The following is an 18,781-nucleotide window of genomic DNA, read 5'->3' on the forward strand; positions in this document are numbered from 1 at the left end:
GACCACGCGACGGTGAGCCCTACTTGCGTTGGCCTTGGACGAGTTCCACGAATGCGTGTTCAACGCCTGGCCCTGAGACGGCATCCGCTCCTGACGTTGCCACCAGCCCGGCGACGGTGCCGTCGAAGAGTACGCGCCCTTCGTCTAGGACCAGGACGCCCGCGCTGAAGTCAGCAATGTCCTCGGACAGGTGCGTGGACACCAGGACAGCGGAGTCTGTGCCAATCTCGTGGATCAGCGCGCGCACTTCTGCGCGATTGATCGGGTCCAAGCCGACCGTCGGTTCGTCCAGGATCACCACGTCGCTATTGGTCAGCAGCGCCGGCGCGATACCCACGCGGCGCACCATACCGCCCGATAGGTGCGCGATGCGTTCGTGTCCCTTGTCGGCGAGGTTGACCCGTTCCAGTGCTTCCGCTACGCGGCCCGCGGATATTGCCGACTTTCGGCTCGATCGCGCCCACGCGATGAAGCGCAGGTAGTCGGTGACGCGAACGTGCCCGGGTGCCGCAAAGTCCTGCGGCAGAAAGCCCACGGTGGCGTTCGTGCCCTCCCCCACGCTGACGGAACCGCCACTGGGTTTACGCGACCCGACGATGGTTTGCATCAGGGTCGTCTTGCCGGCACCGTTAGCGCCCAGGAGTGAGGTCACCCCTCGCGACAACGTGTGGGTGATCGGCCCCAACTCGAAGGCTCCGAGTCGAACTCTCACATCGCAAAGCGTGCATATGGGCATATCCACACGTCCCCCTAGAACGAGTCCGACGCCGAATACGACGCATCGGTGCAGGGATCACTCCGGAGCGGGATGTCAATGCACAAGTGGACCTTAGCTCGCCCCCTATCAGCCCCTTCGTGGGGTTTAGCCGTCACCGTGGGCATCGCAGTCCAACTTTGGTTGGTGTAGTTGAGCCCATCAGCGCGAGGGAAGTCGTCTTTGCTATAGAACTGCCGAGCACACTCAACAGTGCCGGCGACAGACACACCCTTGTACTGGACCTCGTAGGAGTTCGCCTTGCAAGTGCCAGCGTTCCATTGGGACGTTGCTTCGAGATAGGCCTTGTGGTTGTCAGCATCAACGAACTTGTTCCAAGAGTTGACACGACTGTCATGACTACTGGAGGTCTCAAACGATGCGGTATTCGAGGCGAGTCGGATGTGCGCTGCATGGTTGTCGGCGTCCTGGAAGTGGTTTCCGAATCTTTGGACACTGTAGCTCATTTCGTTGACCTGGAATAGGACTCAGCATATCAAAGCCCGCGAGGGTAGGAAACTCAACCATTCCTGTTGCAGTAACGCGCTCTCAATTTCTGGGTCTGTCCGTTAACCTCGATCTTTCATCGGTGTGGTGAGCGCATGCGTTGGGCGTCGTTGCCGTGGTCGTGGGTGTGATTCTCGCATCGGGGTATGACAGGGGCCGCGTTGCGTCGCGGTGGCGGGGATTCCATTCCCAGGGGCGGCGTGAGGCGGCACTAGGCGCGTGGACGAGCCCTCAGCTGGTCACGCGGAATCTGCATTCCAGCCGGGCGGGTAGCCCCCGAGCGGCCGCGTCTCCTCCGATTGCGCCTCGTGGAACCGCTTGACGTCCGGGGGAATGTTTTCCGCCACGGCGATCAGTTTGTCCGTGAGCGCATCGACCTCGGTGGCCGAGATGTTTGCGTAGCGGAGCGTGGACAACGAGAACCGGTCGATCGTCCAGGCAAACCCGCGCAGATCCTCGTGCAGGTAGCGCGGAGCGTACGCCGGCGCGAACATCGCCTGGGCGAAACCCGGATCCGACGACTTCACGATGTACGTGTTATCGAACGGCGGCCAGCCGATGACGTGCTCGTGGGTGCCGACGTTCTTGAACATGCTTGCAATTGCGCCCTCGGGTGAGATCGACAACTGCGGCCACGAGCCCCGCAGGCGCAGCATGACGATAGTGACGTACGACCTCCGGTATGTGTCGCTGCTGGACCTGCGGTCGATGACGCGCAGGCGCATGCATGCCACGTCATGGCCGCGGTACGAACGCTGCTCGAGCGCCGTGATGTCCCGGGCTTGGCGCTGGTTCCCGGGTACGCCCGTCACTCCGGCGATCCACGGCGGAATCGACTGGCCCTGGGCGTCTGTGGTCAATGGAGCGGCGGCACCGATCAGGGCCTTGGCCAGGTTGCCGTTTCGGGCCTGTACGACGACCACGACGACCGCCGTGATGATCACTGCGGCTATCACGGCGGGGATGGCCCACGGCAGTACTGTCATAACAGATTCCTATCGAACGGCCGGTTCAACTCAGTCCGAGGTCCGCTAGGCCATACAGGTACAGGTACTCCAGCCCCGCTGCCTCGATCTTCTCCCGCGCCCCGGTGTCGCGATCCACGATCACGGCCACCGCCACGACGTTCGCACCCGCCTCGCGCAGTGCCTCCACGGCGGTCAGCACCGACCCACCGGTCGTCGAGGTGTCCTCGACGGCAACCACATTGCGGCCGGCGACATCCGGCCCCTCGATCCTTCGCTGTAGGCCGTGCGCCTTCCCCTCCTTGCGGACCACGAAAGCGTCGAGGTCCTGGCCGCGCGAGGCAGCGGCGTGCAGCAACGCGAGCGCGACGGGGTCGGCGCCCATCGTCAGTCCGCCGACGGCGTCGACGTCTGCCGTCGAGTAGCCGGCCTCCTCCAGGTGGTCGAGGAGCACGTGACCGACGAGGGGCGCGGCCAGGTGGTGCAGCGTGACCCGGCGCAGGTCGACGTAGTAGTCGGCCTCCTTACCCGAGGCGAGGGTAACCTTGCCGTGCACCACGGCGAGTTCCTTGATGAGGTCCCGCAACTGTTCGCGCGGCGTGGGAGAGAAGGTTTCGTTGCTCATGCCACCTAGCCTAGTTGGCTCAGCGCAGGAGGCGTAGCCGCGTGCTACTGACCCCGCGCCCCGGCGGGGCCGATCTCGCGCACGATCCAGCGCGGGAGGATGCGCAGCAGGGCCGCCGCACTCTGGTAGCGCGCCGAGGGCGTGATGAGAACGCGCCCGCGACGTGCGGCGTCGAGCGCGTGTGCGACGACGCTGATCGGCGAGAGCCAGGCGATATCCGGGAATTGGTGCTCGTCGATTCCCGCTCGACCGTGGAATTCCGTCCGCGTGAGACCCGGAAGCACGGCCGAGGCGACCACACCGGTGCCGCGCAGGTCACTCGCGAGCGACTCCGTGAACACTCGCACCCAGGCCTTGTGCGCCGCATAGGTAGAGCCGGCCATGTACGAGGCCACCGATGACACATTGATGATCGCGCCGCGCCCACGCGAGACCATCTGGGCAGCAGCGGCGTGCGAAAGCTCGAGAACCGCCGTCACCATGACGTCGAGTGCGGCGCGCTCATCATCGACCGGTTCACCGATGAAGGATGCGTGCAGCGCGTAGCCAGCGTTGTTGACCAGCAGTCCGATCGGCGCGAGTTGTCCGGGCGCGGGAGCGACGGGGGCCTCGTCCTGCGAAAGCGTCCCCGCGCTGAGCCGCTCCGCGACCTGCGCGCGGCCCTCCGCGGTGGAAAGATCGGCGGGCAGCACCTCGACGGTCACACCGGCCACCTGATGTATCCGGTCCGCAAGCGCCCGCAACCGGTCCTGCGACCGGGCCACAAGAACGAGATCGTGCCTGTCGGTGGCGAGCTGCCAGGCGAATTCCTCGCCCAGTCCGGAACTAGCGCCGGTGATCAGTGCGGTACCCATGCCCCTAGCCTACTTGCGACGCCGGGCAACGGCCCGTGGCCGAGGTCCGGGTCGGACGCTCACTTGGCCGCGACGGGGATGGCTGCCGCATCCCGATGCGATGCGGCGGAGTAGTCGATCCCCTTGGTCTCGCGAGTCAGAATCAGCGCGATGAGCGTCAGCACCCCGGAGCCGGCGAGATATAGCCCCACGAGCCACGTAGCGCCATCTGCCTTCGCCCAGAGCGCGACCGCGATGATCGGTGCCAGAGCGGCGCCCAGGATTGACGAGACGTTGTAGGCGATCGCGGAACCGGTGTAGCGGACGTTGGTCGGGAAGAGCTCGGGCAGGAACGCGCCCATCGGTCCGAACGTGAAGCCCATCAGCGAGAACCCGACGATCAGGAAGCCAAGCACGTAGCCGGTGGTCGCGGCGCCCTCGCCGTGCGGCGTGAGCAGGACGCCGAAGGACAGGCCGAAGACGATGATCAATCCCGTCACGACGAGTAGCAGGGAACGGCGGCCGAACCTGTCGGCGAGTGGCCCGGAGACCGCGGTGAAGATGCCGAAGAACACCACGGCGACGATCTGCAGCAGCACGAAGCGGATGTACGGGATCCCCAGACCGGGCACGTCGGCGTCCGGCGCTGCCGTCCCGAAGGTGAGCGTGAAACTCGTCATCAGATAGAAGAGCACGTACGTAGCGAGCATGATGAAGGTACCCAGGATGACGGCGCGCCAGTGGTGACGCAGCGTCTCGCTGAGCGGCAGTTTGCGGATGGCGCCCTTCTTCTCGGCCGTGACGAACGCCTCGGATTCGACCAGTTTGAGACGAACCCACAGGCCGATGATCACCATGATCGCCGAGAACAGGAACGGGATCCGCCAGCCCCAATTGAGGAACGCCTCGGACTTCAGCAGCGGATCGTCGGGATGGGGTAGCGCGGCGTTGATGATCAAGAACAACCCATTGGCGATGATGAAGCCGATGGGTGCGCCGAGCTGCGGGAAGGTGCCATAGAGGGCGCGCTTGTTGGCGGGCGCGTTCTCGGTCGCGACCAGCGCGGCGCCGGACCATTCGCCGCCCAGGGCGAAGCCCTGCGCGAGGCGCAGCAGGAGCAGAAGCGCTGGCGCGACGATCCCAATGGAGGCGTAGGTCGGTAGCAGTCCGATCAGGAACGTGGCCACGCCCATCGTGAGGAGCGAGATGACGAGGGTGGTCTTGCGGCCGCGCTTGTCGCCGAGGTGCCCGAACACGATCGCGCCGATGGGTCGCGCCCCCATGGCCGCCCCGAAAACGGCGAACGAGGCGAGCAGGGCGGTCGTGTCGTTCTCGGATGGGAAGAAGAGGGTGGGGAAGACGAGCACCGCCGCCGTCGCATAGACGTAGAAGTCGTAGAACTCGATCGTGGTGCCGACGAGGCTCGCGGTGATCACCCCCGCGGGCGAGTTGAGTGGTGCTGGCGTCGGTGTCGCAGCGGCCATGAAACCTCCGGTTGATGCGGGCGCGCGGCGTCCGTCGATCCCGCACGCGGCGTTGCTGTGCCAAGTCTAATCCAACGGCGTCCGATAGATGGGATGAATTGGATCAATGGGCGGACAGTATCGACCGCCGCCGCGTCCCCAGCCTGCCTTACCGCTCCCGCACCAGGGCGATCCCGCTAGGGTGGATGCGTGCGCATCGCTTCGTGGAATATCAACTCCGTCCGCTCCCGCATCGACAGAGCCGTAGACCTTCTGGTGCGAGAAGACCTCGACGTCCTCGCGTTGCAGGAGACGAAGGTCAAGGACGAGGCCTTCCCTGCAGAACCCTTCCGCGAGGCGGGGTACGAGGTCGCCCACACGGGCCTCAGCCAGTGGAACGGGGTGGCGATCGTCTCCCGTGTCGGCATCGAGCACGTCGAGACTGCCTTCGCAGGCCAGCCTGGGTACGGCGCCCCGGCCCCCGCCGAGGGGGAACTCGACCTCAGCGAACCAGCGGTGCTGGAGGCACGCGCGATCGGCGCGACCTGCGGTGGCGTGCGGGTGTGGAGCCTGTACGTCCCGAACGGTCGGGAGGTGGATCACCCCCACTACGCGTACAAGCTCGACTGGCTGGCCGCGCTGCGCGAGACCGCGGGCACCTGGCTCGCCGACGATCCGGACGCGAAGATCGCGCTCGTCGGCGACTGGAACGTGGCACCGCTCGACACAGACGTGTGGGACCCCGGCTTCTTTGTCGGGAAGACGCACCTGACGCCGCCCGAGCGGGCGGCGTTCGCGGGGCTCGCGGACGCAGGTTACACCGAACTGTCCCGCAAGTTCCTGCCCGCCGAGCACACCTACACCTACTGGGACTACCAGCGACTTCGTTTCCCGCGGAACGAGGGCATGCGGATCGACTTCGCGTACGCCTCCCCCGCGCTTGCGGCAGCGACGACCGGAGTCACGATCCTGCGCAACGAGCGCAAGGGAAAGGGCGCATCCGACCACGTTCCGGTGATCCTCGACATCGACGCGTGACCGGCGGCCATCATCCGCATCCGGCGGCCGTCTGGTGCCGCGAGCGCGGCCATGACTCCCCGCAGGTCGGACGCGCATTTACGCATCAACTACTGATGCCCCGATTTCGCCCCGCCGCTAGCCTGATAGATCGACGCGCAGTGAGCGCGCCCGCGCACCACGTGCGCGAACCGGACCGTACGACAACTGACAAGGGGGCGGCGCAGGCGTGAACCACAGCGGATTCCTGCGGCGCACGTTCGTCGCCCTCGCCGTCATCGCCGCCGTCGCACTCACCTCGGCGTGCTCCATCTGGCCGTGGAAAAAGGGCGACGACATCAAGGCCGTCTCGGTGTTCGACCTCCAGGTCGGCGACTGCACCCTCACCCCGCAGGACGTCACCGTCGAGATCACGGAGGTCAATCGGGTCGCATGCGCCACGGAGCACCAGCAGGAGGTGTTCGCCATCGTCCCCGTCACCGATCCCACGACCGGCGAGGTTCCCGCCACGCTACCAGGCGAGGACGTCCTCAAGACGTTCGCCGACGGCGCCTGCGCCGCCGCGTTCGAGGGTTACGTGGGGGTCGACTATCGCGACTCCTCGTTGTTCTTCACGTACCTCCTGCCCGGCGCCCGCGGGTGGGAACAGAACGACGACCGAAATGTTACGTGCTTCATCACGACGACGGGCGACGTGCTGACCCAATCCGTGAAAGGCACTGGGTGGTAGTCCGCTGACAGCGGGCTTACCGCCGAACCGTATAGGAGGACCCAATGGGAAGACCCAACGCGACCATGAGCGCGATGCTCGTCTGCCCGTTCGGGCTCGCGCCGTCTAACCTCGTGCCCCTGCCCACCCCGCGGGTAATGGTCGAGGGCAAGCCTGCCGCAACGATCTCGGACAGCCTCCCGGGGGCCAACATCCCGCCATTCGGGATGTGCAATTCCCTCGCGAATCCGGCCGTCGCCGCCGCCACCGCCGCGGCGCTGGGCGTCCTCACGCCGATGCCGTGCGTTCCGACGCCCGTGGGAACCTGGGTGGGCGGGGCAGCGACGACCATGGTCGGCGGCAAGCCCGCGCTTACGCTCGGCGCCACGTGTCAGTGCGCCTTCGGCGGCACAATCCAGATCACCAACCCGGGTGCGACCCGCACCATGTCGTCGTGACGGACGGTCACCTCCCGCGCGGTCTGACCGGGGCAGCCCGCGCGCTCCTGGCGGCCTTCGAGGTGCGCGCAGAGGCGGGATGGGAGCCCGGACCAGCGGTCACGATCGCCCTGAGTGCGCTCGCATCGGACCTGGCCGCGGACGTCCTTGGCTCGGCGGACGAGCGCTTCGCGGCCATTTCCCGCTCGTTCTCGCTCGACGCCACGGAGGAGCGCATCCTCGCGGTGGCCCTACTCGCCGAGATCCACGTGGGCGCCGCCGCCACCATCGGCGTCCTGACGGGCGAGGCGGGCGCCGCGCTGCCCACCGTCGCGCTCGGTGTGGAACTGCTCGGCGGTCGCGCGAGCGAGGAGGAGGCGTGGCGGGCGATCGCGCCGACGGGAACGCTGCGCGCACTCGGCCTGCTGGAACTCGACGGCGCCACCCTGCTATCCGCGTACCGGCTCCGACCGCACGAGTTGCTGGTCCGTCGCCTGCACGGCGACCGCACGTCAAGCTCCGGGCTCGCGGGGCTGTACACCTCGGCCCACGCGATCGACGCCGGTGACCCCCAGGCGCGCGTCGCGGAGGCGATCCGCGCTGGCGCACCGCTCGCGTGGATACAGTCGCCACCCGGCGCGGCGGGCCTGTCCTGGGCCGCGGGGGTATGCGCGCGACTCGAGGCGTATCCAGTCGCCGTCGATCTGGCGCGCGCCACCTGGCTCACCGGCCAACCCGATTCGGTTCAGGTGGCACGCCTGCGCAATCTGCTGGGGGAACTCGTCCTCGATGCCACCCTCGACCGGTCACCCGTGCTCCTTGTCGGCGCCGAACTCGCGACACCTGCGATAGACATCCTGGTCGAGGCACCGATCCCGGTCCTGTGCGTCGCCGACGTAGCCTGGGACTCGACGATCAGCCCGCACCTGCCCGTCACCGCCGTCGCGGGGCGGCTCACGAGCACACAGCGCACGGACTGCTGGCGCGACGTCCTCGGCACGCGCGATATCCCCCGTGAGATAACCGTCCTACGGCTCACCCCAGAGCAGATCGCCGAGGTCGCGCGCAGCGCCCGCTACGGCTCGCCCGATCCCCTCGTCCCGCCCACGGCAGACGATCTGGTGCGCGTCGCCCGTTTGCTGAGCACCCGCGGCTCGGGCGTCCCGAGCGCGGGCAGGTCGCCGGCCACGCTGGCCGACCTCGTACTACCGGAGCACACCCTGTCCGAGATCACCCGCCTGATCGACTGGGGACGCTATCGCGACGACGTGCTCGCCTCGAACCAACTGCAGGGCAAGGGCGGGAAGGGCACCGGGATCGCGGCGCTCTTCTCGGGCGGCCCCGGCACCGGCAAGACGCTCTCGGCGCACGTCGTGGCGGACTCCCTCGGCATGGAACTGCTGCAGGTCGACCTGTCCGCCATCGTGGACAAGTACATCGGCGAGACCGAGAAGAACCTCGAACGCGTCTTCACGAGCGCCGAATCGATGAACTGCGTGCTGTTCTTCGACGAGGCGGATTCGCTGTTCGGGTCGCGATCGGCCGTCAACGACTCACGCGACCGGTACGCCAACCAGGAGGTCGCCTACCTGCTGCAGCGCATCGAGGCCTTCGACGGGATCACCGTCCTGGCGACGAACCTGCGCGGCAACATCGACACGGCGTTCGCGCGGCGGCTGCACTTCATGATCCACTTCCCCGACCCGGACGAACCCACGCGCGCCCAGTTGTGGCGCCATCACTTGTCGCAGGTTGCCCAGGTGAGTCAGGACGAGCCGATCGACATCGCCGTGCTCGCCCGCTGCCTCGAGATCGCGGGCGGCGACATCCGGAACATCGTGCTCGCCGCCGCCTACGACGCGGTGGCGAGCGGTGAGCCGCTGACGCACGCCCAGGTGCGCGTTGCCGCCGCCAGGGAGCTCGCGAAGCTGGGGCGCCGCCTGCCGGTCGAGCTGGAGACTTCGTTCGGCTAGGGGCACAGCGTTCCGGCATGCCGGCCTGGTTGGCTGCGAGCGGTATACCGGCCGGGTGCCCGCGAGCGGCACGCCGGCCGGGGGTCGGGATCGGCCCCCGCTCCCGCCGGAGAGCGGCCGAAATGTCTAATTGGGTAGCAATTGCCGTATCGGAATCCTGTCCGCGCGCAGGAAGATGGCAGGTGATGGGCTATCCGTGCGCGCAGACGCGCGATGCTGGCACGAGCTGGAGGCAATGACATGAGCGACAGGCATCTGGGACTCGCCAAGGACAAGGTCGAATCTGCGGAACCCGCGGCCGCGCGTTCCTCGGCGACCACGAGCGCCCCTATCGCGGCGGGCGGCCTCCTCGTCGGCGCCGCTGGCGACAACGCCGAGGCACGGGCGGACGAGCTCGCAGACCGGGCATTGCAGCGCCTCTCCATCGGCGGCGAATCCGCCGGCGCCGATCCGCACAGCCACGACGCCGATTGCGGGCATGTTCACCGCATGGCCGCGCCCGCCCCGAGTGCCAAGATCGGCGCCGCCGGCGGCGAGCTCGACGACCAGTCCACCGCCCGCATCGAGTCCATGCGCGGCCGCGGCAAGTCACTCGACGGCTCAGTGCGCTCCTCGATGGAGTCGGCGTTCGGCACGAGTTTCGCCGGCGTGCGCGTCCACGACGGACCGGACGCTGCTGCCCTGTCGAGCGCGATGAGCGCCGCCGCGTTCACGACAGGCCGGGACATCTTCTTCGGCGCCGGGCAGTTCGATCCGAAGTCGCCGCAGGGTCAGCGAGTGCTCGCGCACGAGCTCGGGCACGTCGCCTCCGAGGGCGGGCCGAGCGTGCGACGCGGACTGCTCGACAGGTTCAACAACTGGCGCAAGGAACGCAGCGAGAAGTCTGACAAGGTCGCCGAATCCAAGCAGCTCCAGGCGCAGGAGAAGGAGGACAACGCCGAGGCCCGCAAGGAGGGCATGCAGGGGCGGGCCGACCTGCAGGAACTCATTCAGAATGGTGGCGATCCCCTCACCGGGCAGACCCCTGCCGAACGCTTCAAGGAGGTTTCCCTCGCGCTGGCCGCCGGCATCAAGGAAGAGCAGGACGAGGTCAACCGACTCCTTACCCAGCACAAGCCCGGTGGGGTGTGGGACCAGGGCTGGGACGAGGATCGGGTCGCCGACCAGGCTTTCCGCACCGTCTATTTCGACGGGCCGAAGGCGGAATACCTCAAATTCGTCGCACCCGCCCGAGCGACGGCCCAGGAACGCCTGGTGCGACTCGTCCGCCAATTCCGCACGGACGCAAACGTCCGCAAGGACGCCGAAAACATGTCGAAGCGAGGCGCGGCATCGGGTGACGAGAAACTCGACGCCCTCTACGACCAGGTGGCGGTCAAGCTCAACGAGGAGATCACGGCGGCAGTGGGCGCCGTCGACGTCAGCAAGCTCGACGCGCCGGCCGCGAATCAGGCGAAGTCCGACGCCCGCCGCGACGTCGTGAGGAACAAGACCAAGTCCATCACCGCGGATGTGCGCGCGGCGGCCCCGCCCGAACTGCAGGCAAAACTCCCCACGGCGGATTCCGCGCGAGAGATCTACTACGTGAACGCCGCCATGCAGAGGTTCACGATCCGCGGTGGCAACGGCACTCCCGACAAGGAACCCGAGACCTTCGACGGCTTCATCGAAAAGTGGGAGAAGTACGGCGGATACGCCGAGCAAGGCGGCTCGGCGGCCGGCCTGCTCGCGAAGGGGCTCGGCGCCATCACCCCCGAGGGATCGAAGACGGACGACACAGACGGACTCAAGGTCACGGACGGACCGAAGGGACTGAAGTCGGTGCCGATCATCGGCGAGTTCGGCCAGGCCGTGGCGCAGGCCGAGGACCGCGTCAAGCAGCAGAAGACGCTACCCCCCAATTCGTCTAAGAGTTTCAAGAAAGACAACGATCTCTTCGAGAAGGGCGAGACCCTGAACGACCGGGTCACCTCGGGAATCGGCTCCGGCATCTCGATCCTGACGAAACTCAAGGACGCCGTCCTGCACGGAATGAAGACCGTCAAGGCGATCCGTGACGGCGTCAAGGAGAAGAACCCGCGCAAGGCGCTCGAAACCATCAAGTCGGCCTCCGACGGGCTGAGCTCACTGACCGAAGGTGCCAAGAGCGCCGCCGAGCTGGCGCAGAAGATCGATCCGGGCGTCAAAGAGTCCGTCGGCAAGGTGATTCCGGGCTTCGATATCACGCTGGCGGCGCTCGCGATCGTGAGCAATGCGATGTCGCTGGCCGACGCTTCGATCCACCTCAGCGACACGAACACGGCGATCCAGTCCGCGCGCATCCGCGGCGTCGACGGCGGGAAGAAGAAGGTGGACGTGATGGTCTACCCGCTGACCAAGGTGGCGCAGAGCCACACGATCAAGGTCGAGCAGGCTGCGTGGTCCACCGGCAAGTCGGTCTCCGACCTCATCACGTCGATCTCGTCTCTCGCCAGCGGCGGCGGGTTCGGCATTCCCAAGGCCATCGAGGCGGGCGTCGGCCTGCTCGACACCCTCCACAACTTCGCCCACCTCGTCGCCAAGGAGGTGCTGATCGCGCAGGCGAAGTTGACCGAGCGCGAGTCCAAGCTCTCCCTCGAAGGCAGCGCGGAGGCCGTGCTGTCCAAGAACCCCAGCATGGCGGTCGAGGGCATCATCCTGCGAGCCGCGAAGAACGACGACCAGGTGGCCATCACGTTCCTGCAGAGTTTCCGCGTGGACGGCACGCCCGTCCCCGATCTCCTGCCCGCCCTCAAGGCCGTCAAGCCGAACGACATCAAATCGACCGCGGGCGACATCTCCCTGCTGTTCAAGGTCCGCGACGCAGTCCTCGAATCGATGGGCGATGACGCTGACCCGCAGGGAATGTTCGACAAGGCGAAGTCAACGTACGGCAAGCTCAAGGACATCAACAAGATGCGCAAGGAGCGCAACGAGATGGAGGGGAACATCGGATTGACGCAGGGACGTAGCTGGTTCTGGAACGTCAAGATGATGCTCCGCTCCGACGAGAAGACGGCCCGTTCTAAGATGAAGACGCAGATCGACTTCGGTGAGTTCCAGGACAGCCAGGCCCAACCGGTAACCACCGACCCCAAGAAGGTCCCGTCCGGGCCCATCCGCATGATCGTCGGCGACCTGATCCTGCCCGTAGGGGCGAGCGACGATGTTCAGGACAAGTTCCTCAAGGACGTCGAGAAGCTCGACCTCAAGGTGATCGAGGATGCGCTGACGCACCCGTTCAACGACGACAAGGCCAGGGCCCTACTGCTCACCATCAAGCAGGGGATCGAGGCCGCCCAGAGCGCCAAGTCCGCTCCCGCTAAGGTGGGGGCATGACCCCGGACGATGTAGACCTCGCGTTGCGCGATATCGCCTCCGCTCCCTCCGTTCTGCTCGGGCGGGTGGTCACGGCCTTCGAGGCAGTCGGCCTCACGCCGACGGAGATCGACTGGGAGCAGGAAACCTTCGACGCCCCCGAGCTGCCAGGCGTGACCGGCCCCATTTCGGGCATCGTGATGCAGCGATCGCGCGCGGTGGTGTTCCACCGGGTGCACGATGTTTTCCTGTCCCCTGAGCAGGTCGAGCGCCTCGAGCCCGTGGTGATCGCGGCGAATTCCGAACTCGACATCTCCGCGGTCGAGGTGACCCCGCAGATCGGCGCTCTGTCGCTGCGGGCCGCAGTGGAGGTCGGCGATCTGGAGCTTGGACGAGTTCTTCTGGGCGAGATGATGACCGTTGCCATTCGGCGGGTCGCGGCCGACTGGGAAGTCGTCTCCCCGGCACTCATCGCCGCGGCCGATGGCGAGATCTCGGCAGGCGAGGCCAAGTCGCGACTACGACCCCACCTCTAGCGCGTAAACCGCGAGGGCGAGCGGGTACCCAGCGGGGCTCTCCCCACGAGCGGGTGCCCAGCGGGGCTCTCCCCACGAGCGGGTGCCCAGCGATTGCGGAGCGGGGGTCCGCGTCTGGCCCCTCGCCTGCACCTTTGCGGGCTAGATAGGTAACGATTACGGATGATCGGCAAGCCCGCTTGCAATAGCGTGTACACGATCCGCACGTGTGTCTCGTGAGCCGAACCAGTCGCGGCGCGCCGTCGTCGGTCCGCCGGTGCTACCGCGGCCGGCCCGCGACCGCCGTGCGCGCGACATCTGGGAGGGGAACACCGTGCTGATTCCGGCGGTGGACAGTGGCCTTGAGAGCCTGCTGCGCGCCACGCTTCCGCTGACCCCGCAGCAGGGCGATGTCTCCTTCGACGCCCCCTCATCGAGCTGGGCGGCTCAGGTGAATCGGCTTACGGTGAACCTCTTTCTCTACGATGTCTGCCGCAGCGCGCAACCGTTGCGCACCACGCCGCCGCGCGTGCTCCCAGACGGCACCGAGCAGACGAGGTATCCGCTGCCGATGGTGCAGCTCACGTACCTCGTCAGCGCCTGGGCTGGCACCGAACGCGACGCCCACGCCCTGCTCGGCGACGTGCTGCTAGCCAGCCTCGCCCATCAGATCCTGCCGCCGGAACACCTGCCGATTCCCCTGTCGTCGAACGTCCAGTTAGCGGTTGCGACGGATTCCCAGAACAAGCCTCGCGAGGTGTGGAGCGCACTGAGCGGACCGCTGCGCGCCTCCTTCACCCTCCTCGCGACCGTCGCTGGCGACGCATACGACTGGCGCGAGGAAGCGGAGCGCGTGGAGGGGGTGTCCGCCGCAGTACTCCCATCCTGGCGCGACGGGGCGAGTCAGCAATGAGGGTACGTTCACCGCTGACCGAACTCGAGATCGCACCGGGCCAGACCGCCCAGATCACGCTCGAGGTCGTGAACACGTCCGACGTGATCGAGTCCGCCACGGTCGCCGTGCTCGGCATCGACGCTGCCACCATCACCTCGCAGCCGTCCGCACTGGCGCTCTTCCCCGAGGCCGCAGGGGAGCTGACGGTGAGCGTAACCCTGCCGGAGGCATTCCCGGCGGGCAATTATCCGCTGTCGCTCGTGGTGAGCGGTACGAGCGAGAACGCACGCAAGGGGCACCACCAACTCGAACTCACGGTGCCGCGGCGTCCCGCGCTGCGCCTCACGGCCAGCCCATCGGTTGTCCGGGCCCGACGGAAGGCATCGTTCCCGGTCGTGGTCCACAACGATGGCAACGTCGTCCTCGAGACGGCGCTGCGCGCGAGCGACGCGGACCGGCGCCTGCGCACGCAGATCGTGCCGTCGACGATCACGGTGCCCCCCGGATCGTCGGCGCAGGTCACGGCGGTCGTTCGCGGTCCCCGCCAACTCGTGGGCGCCGACCGCGAACGACCGCTGACGCTACACGCCTACGGTGTCGACTCGACGGCGGAGATCACCCTCACGCTCCAGCAGCGATCGACGTTCTCCCGCGGCCTGCTGACCGCGTTGACGCTGCTGGGCATCATGGCACTGTGGGTTGTCGCCTTCATCATCGGAATCCGCTTCGTCCTCGGCGGCGATCCGTTCGCCAAGGTGGCGCCGGCCTCGTTCTTCGCGGGCCAGACGGTGACCGGCGCGGGCGACGCTGCGAGCGGCGCGGCACCCGATGGCGCGCTCGCCAAGGATGGGGCGGTGCCCGCCGCCGTAGGCGCGACGATCTCCGGTTCGGTCACCTCCATCTGGGATGGTTCGGGCGTCTCACGACTCACCGTCGACGTGCTCCGAAGCGGCCGGAAGGGCCTGCAGGTCGTCGCCTCGACAGCCACGCTCGGCGACGGAACTTACTCGGTCGCCGGGCTGTTCCCGGGCAACTACCTCGTGCGGGTCACCGGCGTCGGGTACGACACGGTCTGGTATCCAAGCGGTTCGAACCTCGAATCGGCGGATGCCGTCGCGGCCGTTTCCCAGAAGACGATGGAGAACGTCGACCTGCAGGTCGAGGGCACGCCCTCGACGCTGCGCGGCAAGGTGCTCACCGGAACCTCCGAAGCCACGACGCCGATCACCGTCACCGCCACCCCCAGTTGGTCCGCGGGGACCTCGTCCGCCGCGCGCACCACGACCGCCGACGGCGACGGCAACTACGAATTCACCGACCTGCCGTCGCCCGCCAGCTATCAACTCTCGTTCGCCGCCGAGGGCTTCCGCACCACATCGAGCACTGAACGGGTGCTCGGCGGGCAGGACCGGTATGCGCTCGACGTCACGCTGGGAGCGGGTACCGGCTCCATCAGCGGCATCGTCACGGACGGCACGGACCCCATCGGGGCGGTCACCGTGAGCACCACCGTGGCGGATGAAACCCTCACCGTGGGCACGCCGACGATCGGCCTGGTCGGCAGCTTCACCTTCAGCAATCTACCCACCCCCGCCACATACGTCCTGACGTTCACCAAAGACGGCTACACCACGCGATCCACAGTGGTGGACCTCGAAGCGGGCCAGTCGCTCACCGATCTCGAGGTTCAGCTGGCGGGCGGCGCCGGGACCGTGACGGGCAAGGTGACTGCACCCGGGGGCGCGGGCGTGGGCGACGTCACCGTGAGCGTGGGCGGGTCCGCCACGCCCATCACGACCACCACACTGACAGGTTCGAACGCCGGCGCGTTCACCCTGACAGGACTGGTCACCCCCGGGCAGTACACCATCACGTTCCTCGCTGACGGATACCTGCCCGCGAGCGTACCGGTGACGCTCACTGTGGACGAGCCCTCCACCACCATTCCCGTTCGGCTCTCCAGGAGCCTGGGCACCATCGCGGGACGGGTCACCGCCAGTGGCACCGGCAAGGCCGGGGTGACCGTCCAGATCACCGACGGCGAGGCGGTGCGCACCACGACGTCCACGGCATCGGGAGACTACGGGCGCGGAACGTACTCGTTCGACGACCTGCCGGCCGGGATCTACACCGTGACGGCCCGCACCGACGGCGGCCGCGTCATCGCCACGACCGTCGTCACGCTGGCCGCCGGCACCACCGAGCGGTCCGATCTGCCCATCACCGAGGGGAGCTGACGTGCATATCGACGTGTCCCCCCGCGCCCTGGACATCCATCCGCCGCAGTCCGCGCTCATCGCCGTAACGCTGACGAATACGAGCGACGTGATCATCGGTGCCCGGCTGCGAGTGCTCGGTGCCGACTCGAAGTGGATCACGATCGACGACGCCGAGCCGCGGCTGTTCCCCGGCGAGACCTCTCTCGTGACGATCGAGGTCACCGTCCCTCCCGAGCTCCCTGCAGGTACTCGAACGCTCGCCATCCAGGTGCAGGACGTGGCCGATCCGGCGAGCATCGAAATCGCCGAGGTCGCGCTCAATGTGCCCGCTGATCCCCGACTGACCCTCACGGTCGATCCGCCTCACGTGACGGCGGGCAAGCGCGCCCAATACACCGCAATCGTGGCCAACACGGGCAACGCGACGCAGAACGTGTCGATGACCGCGACCGACCCGAAGGCGAAAACGACGTTCAGGTTCACGCCGTCGTCCTTCATCCTCGAACCGGGCGGCTCCATGCCCGTGGCCGTAGCGGCCCGCGCGAGACGACCGCTATTCGGCGACGCCACGCTTCGCCCGTTCCAGGTGACAGCGTCCGGCACGCCGAGCGCTGCCACGCCCACTCCCCCCGCCACGGCCGTCTTCGTCCAGAAGTCGCTGATCTCCCGCGGGGCCATCACGCTCGTGGGCCTGTTGCTCGCGGTGAGCATCTTCGCGCTCGTCATCGTGATCGCACTGTCCTCGGTCGTGGACCGCTCCGCGGCCGACCGCAATCTCGCGCTCACCGTTGCGCAGGCCAGGGAGGCGGGTGCCGCGACCGGATCCAGCGGGCTGGGCGGCAAGGTGGTCGACCTCATGACCGGCTCCTTCGTGTCCTCCGTCGCCGTCGCGGCGTTCCCGGCGGACGACGCCTCCAACCCGATCGCCACGACCGCCTCCGGAGACGACGGCTCCTTCGCCATTTCCGGACTGCCCGCGGGCGACTACCTCGTGCGGGTCCAGGGCGGCGGTTACGACGAGGTGTGGTATCCAGCGGCGGCGAGTCCAGGGGACGCGCAGACCGTGACGCTGGCCAACGATCAGCGCGTCGCGGACCTGACCGTGGTGGTCGGCGGAACCCCGGCGAGCCTGGCCGGGGAGGTGAGCGGGGACGACGTGGCGGGAGCGACCCTCACGATCCAGTTGCCGCTCGACGCGGGAATTCTCGCCGACGCGGGTATGTCAGACACCTCGACCGGTGACTCCGCCGTGCCCGCCGGCGCGGTCGTCACAACCGCGCCGATCGGCTCGGACAGCACGTTCGAGGTCACGAACCTCCCCTCGCCGGCCATCTACGACCTCATCATCTCGAAGCCCGGCCTCGCATCCACCGTTCAGCGACTCGACGTCGCAGCCGGGGAGAACAGGACCGGCATCAAGCTGTCGCTGCTCGCAGGCGACGGCATCATCGAGGGAACCGTGAGCGGGGACAAGGGCCCCATCGGGGAGGCGACCATCGTCGCCTCGTCCTCCGACGTGACAGTACGCACCGTGTCCCTGACCGAGGGCGACGTCGGCTCGTTCGTACTGCGCGGCTTACCCACCCCCGGCAACTACACCATCACCGTCGCGGCGGACGGCTACTCATCCGCGACCCTCGCGCTCTCCCTCACCCAGGGACAGCATCTCGAGGGCGTGTCCGCCGTGCTCGGCACGGCCACCGGCTCGCTCTCGGGCCTGGTGAGCGTCGACTCCGGCTCCGCAGCCGGCGTCGAGGTCATCGTCACCGATGGCGCCACCACGTTGCGCAGCGTGACCCAGTCAACGTCGCCCGTCGGCGCCTGGCGCGTCACTGGCCTGCGCATACCGGCTACCTACACCGTGACGTTCACGAAGCAGGGCCTGACCAGCCAGGTAGTATCGGTACGGATCGACGGATTCGGGCGAGTCACCCAGGGCGCGACAAGCGCCACCACCGTCAACGCGACCATGGGATCGGCAACCGCGTCGCTCAAGGGAACAGTAAGCCAGCGCAGCGGTCAAAGCGCCGCCCAGCCAGTCGGCAACGTCACGATCACCCTCAGTTCCGGTGACACGCAACGAGTCGTGACGTCCGCATCCTCCCCCTCGACGAAGATCGGCCAATACCTCATAACTGGGCTGCGGCCGGGCACCTACACTGTAACGTTCGCACGTCAGGGCACCACCCCCACATCGGCGATCATCACGCTCACAGCCGGCGAGACCGAGGAGTTCAGCCCCGTACTCGTCGCCCCGGCATCCATCTCGGGCACCGTCACGCACTCACTCACCGGCGATCCGGCCCCCGGCCTGACCGTCAACCTCTACCTCGCGTCCCAATACGGCACCGCCGCAGATCCAGTCGCGGTCGCGGTGACCGATTCCTCCGGCTCCTACGCGTTCAACGAAGTCGACGCGCCGGAACACTACATCGTCGAAGTTCGCACAGCACCCGGCTCCACCGTCGTGGCGACATCTCCCCCGATCTCGCTCGCGGCCTCGGACGTCCGTCAGTTCAACGCGAATATCTGA

General features: G+C 67.4%; 14 protein-coding genes. 9 read left to right on the plus strand and 5 right to left on the minus strand.

The genetic code is table 11. The annotated features are described in order from the left end of the window. Positions 1-19: 19 nt before the first annotated feature. The 5 genes from FB461_RS10130 to FB461_RS10150 form a co-directional block, all read right to left on the minus strand. Entirely contained in the window at positions 20-712 is a 693-nt protein-coding gene (locus FB461_RS10130; RefSeq protein ID WP_170222707.1) for an ATP-binding cassette domain-containing protein, read from the minus strand. A gap of 788 nt (positions 713-1,500) precedes the next feature. Further along, complete coding sequence (locus FB461_RS10135) at positions 1,501-2,247, minus strand: hypothetical protein (protein ID WP_142121717.1); 747 nt, start codon at positions 2,245-2,247, stop codon at positions 1,501-1,503. Positions 2,248-2,272: 25 nt separating this feature from the next. Next, positions 2,273-2,851: an orotate phosphoribosyltransferase gene (pyrE, locus tag FB461_RS10140; protein ID WP_142121719.1), complete on the minus strand. Its 579-nt coding sequence runs from the start codon at positions 2,849-2,851 to the stop codon at positions 2,273-2,275. A gap of 44 nt (positions 2,852-2,895) precedes the next feature. Then, positions 2,896-3,705, minus strand: a complete 810-nt coding sequence (locus FB461_RS10145; protein WP_142121721.1) for an SDR family NAD(P)-dependent oxidoreductase — start codon at positions 3,703-3,705, stop codon at positions 2,896-2,898. A gap of 59 nt (positions 3,706-3,764) precedes the next feature. Continuing rightward, positions 3,765-5,168, minus strand: coding sequence for an MFS transporter (locus FB461_RS10150; RefSeq protein WP_142121723.1), 1,404 nt, complete (start codon positions 5,166-5,168; stop codon positions 3,765-3,767). 189 nt (positions 5,169-5,357) lie between these two features. Here FB461_RS10150 and FB461_RS10155 point away from each other — a divergent pair, with 189 nt between their 5' ends. The 9 genes from FB461_RS10155 (at position 5,358) to FB461_RS10195 (ending at position 18,781) form a co-directional block, all read left to right on the plus strand. Continuing rightward, positions 5,358-6,185: an exodeoxyribonuclease III gene (locus FB461_RS10155; RefSeq protein WP_142121725.1), complete on the plus strand. Its 828-nt coding sequence runs from the start codon at positions 5,358-5,360 to the stop codon at positions 6,183-6,185. A 208-nt stretch (positions 6,186-6,393) separates the two neighbouring features. Beyond that, entirely contained in the window at positions 6,394-6,894 is a 501-nt protein-coding gene (locus FB461_RS10160) for a septum formation family protein (protein ID WP_142121726.1), read from the plus strand. 44 nt (positions 6,895-6,938) lie between these two features. Continuing rightward, positions 6,939-7,331 (plus strand): DUF4280 domain-containing protein, encoded by a 393-nt coding sequence (locus FB461_RS10165; RefSeq protein WP_211349896.1) that lies wholly within the window; start codon positions 6,939-6,941, stop codon positions 7,329-7,331. Further along, the gene (locus FB461_RS10170) at positions 7,328-9,283 is read left to right on the plus strand and encodes an ATP-binding protein (protein WP_170222708.1); all 1,956 of its coding nucleotides are present in this window, start codon (positions 7,328-7,330) and stop codon (positions 9,281-9,283) included. The genes FB461_RS10165 and FB461_RS10170 overlap by 4 nt, the downstream gene beginning before the upstream one ends. Before the next feature lie 240 nt (positions 9,284-9,523). Further along, entirely contained in the window at positions 9,524-12,640 is a 3,117-nt protein-coding gene (locus FB461_RS10175; protein ID WP_170222709.1) for an eCIS core domain-containing protein, read from the plus strand. After that, a complete protein-coding gene (locus FB461_RS10180; RefSeq protein ID WP_142121733.1) occupies positions 12,637-13,155 on the plus strand; it encodes a hypothetical protein in 519 nt (172 codons plus the stop codon). The genes FB461_RS10175 and FB461_RS10180 overlap by 4 nt, the downstream gene beginning before the upstream one ends. A gap of 208 nt (positions 13,156-13,363) precedes the next feature. Next, positions 13,364-14,047 carry a Pvc16 family protein gene (locus FB461_RS10185; RefSeq protein WP_170222710.1) on the plus strand — a complete coding sequence of 228 codons (684 nt, stop codon included), beginning with the start codon at positions 13,364-13,366 and terminating at the stop codon, positions 14,045-14,047. Then, complete coding sequence (locus tag FB461_RS10190) at positions 14,044-16,266, plus strand: carboxypeptidase regulatory-like domain-containing protein (RefSeq protein ID WP_142121737.1); 2,223 nt, start codon at positions 14,044-14,046, stop codon at positions 16,264-16,266. The genes FB461_RS10185 and FB461_RS10190 overlap by 4 nt, the downstream gene beginning before the upstream one ends. A gap of 1 nt (position 16,267) precedes the next feature. Continuing rightward, positions 16,268-18,781, plus strand: a complete 2,514-nt coding sequence (locus FB461_RS10195; RefSeq protein WP_142121739.1) for a carboxypeptidase-like regulatory domain-containing protein — start codon at positions 16,268-16,270, stop codon at positions 18,779-18,781.

The sequence above is a fragment of the Rarobacter faecitabidus genome, from assembly GCF_006716265.1.
In the GTDB taxonomy this organism is placed as follows: domain Bacteria; phylum Actinomycetota; class Actinomycetes; order Actinomycetales; family Cellulomonadaceae; genus Rarobacter; species Rarobacter faecitabidus.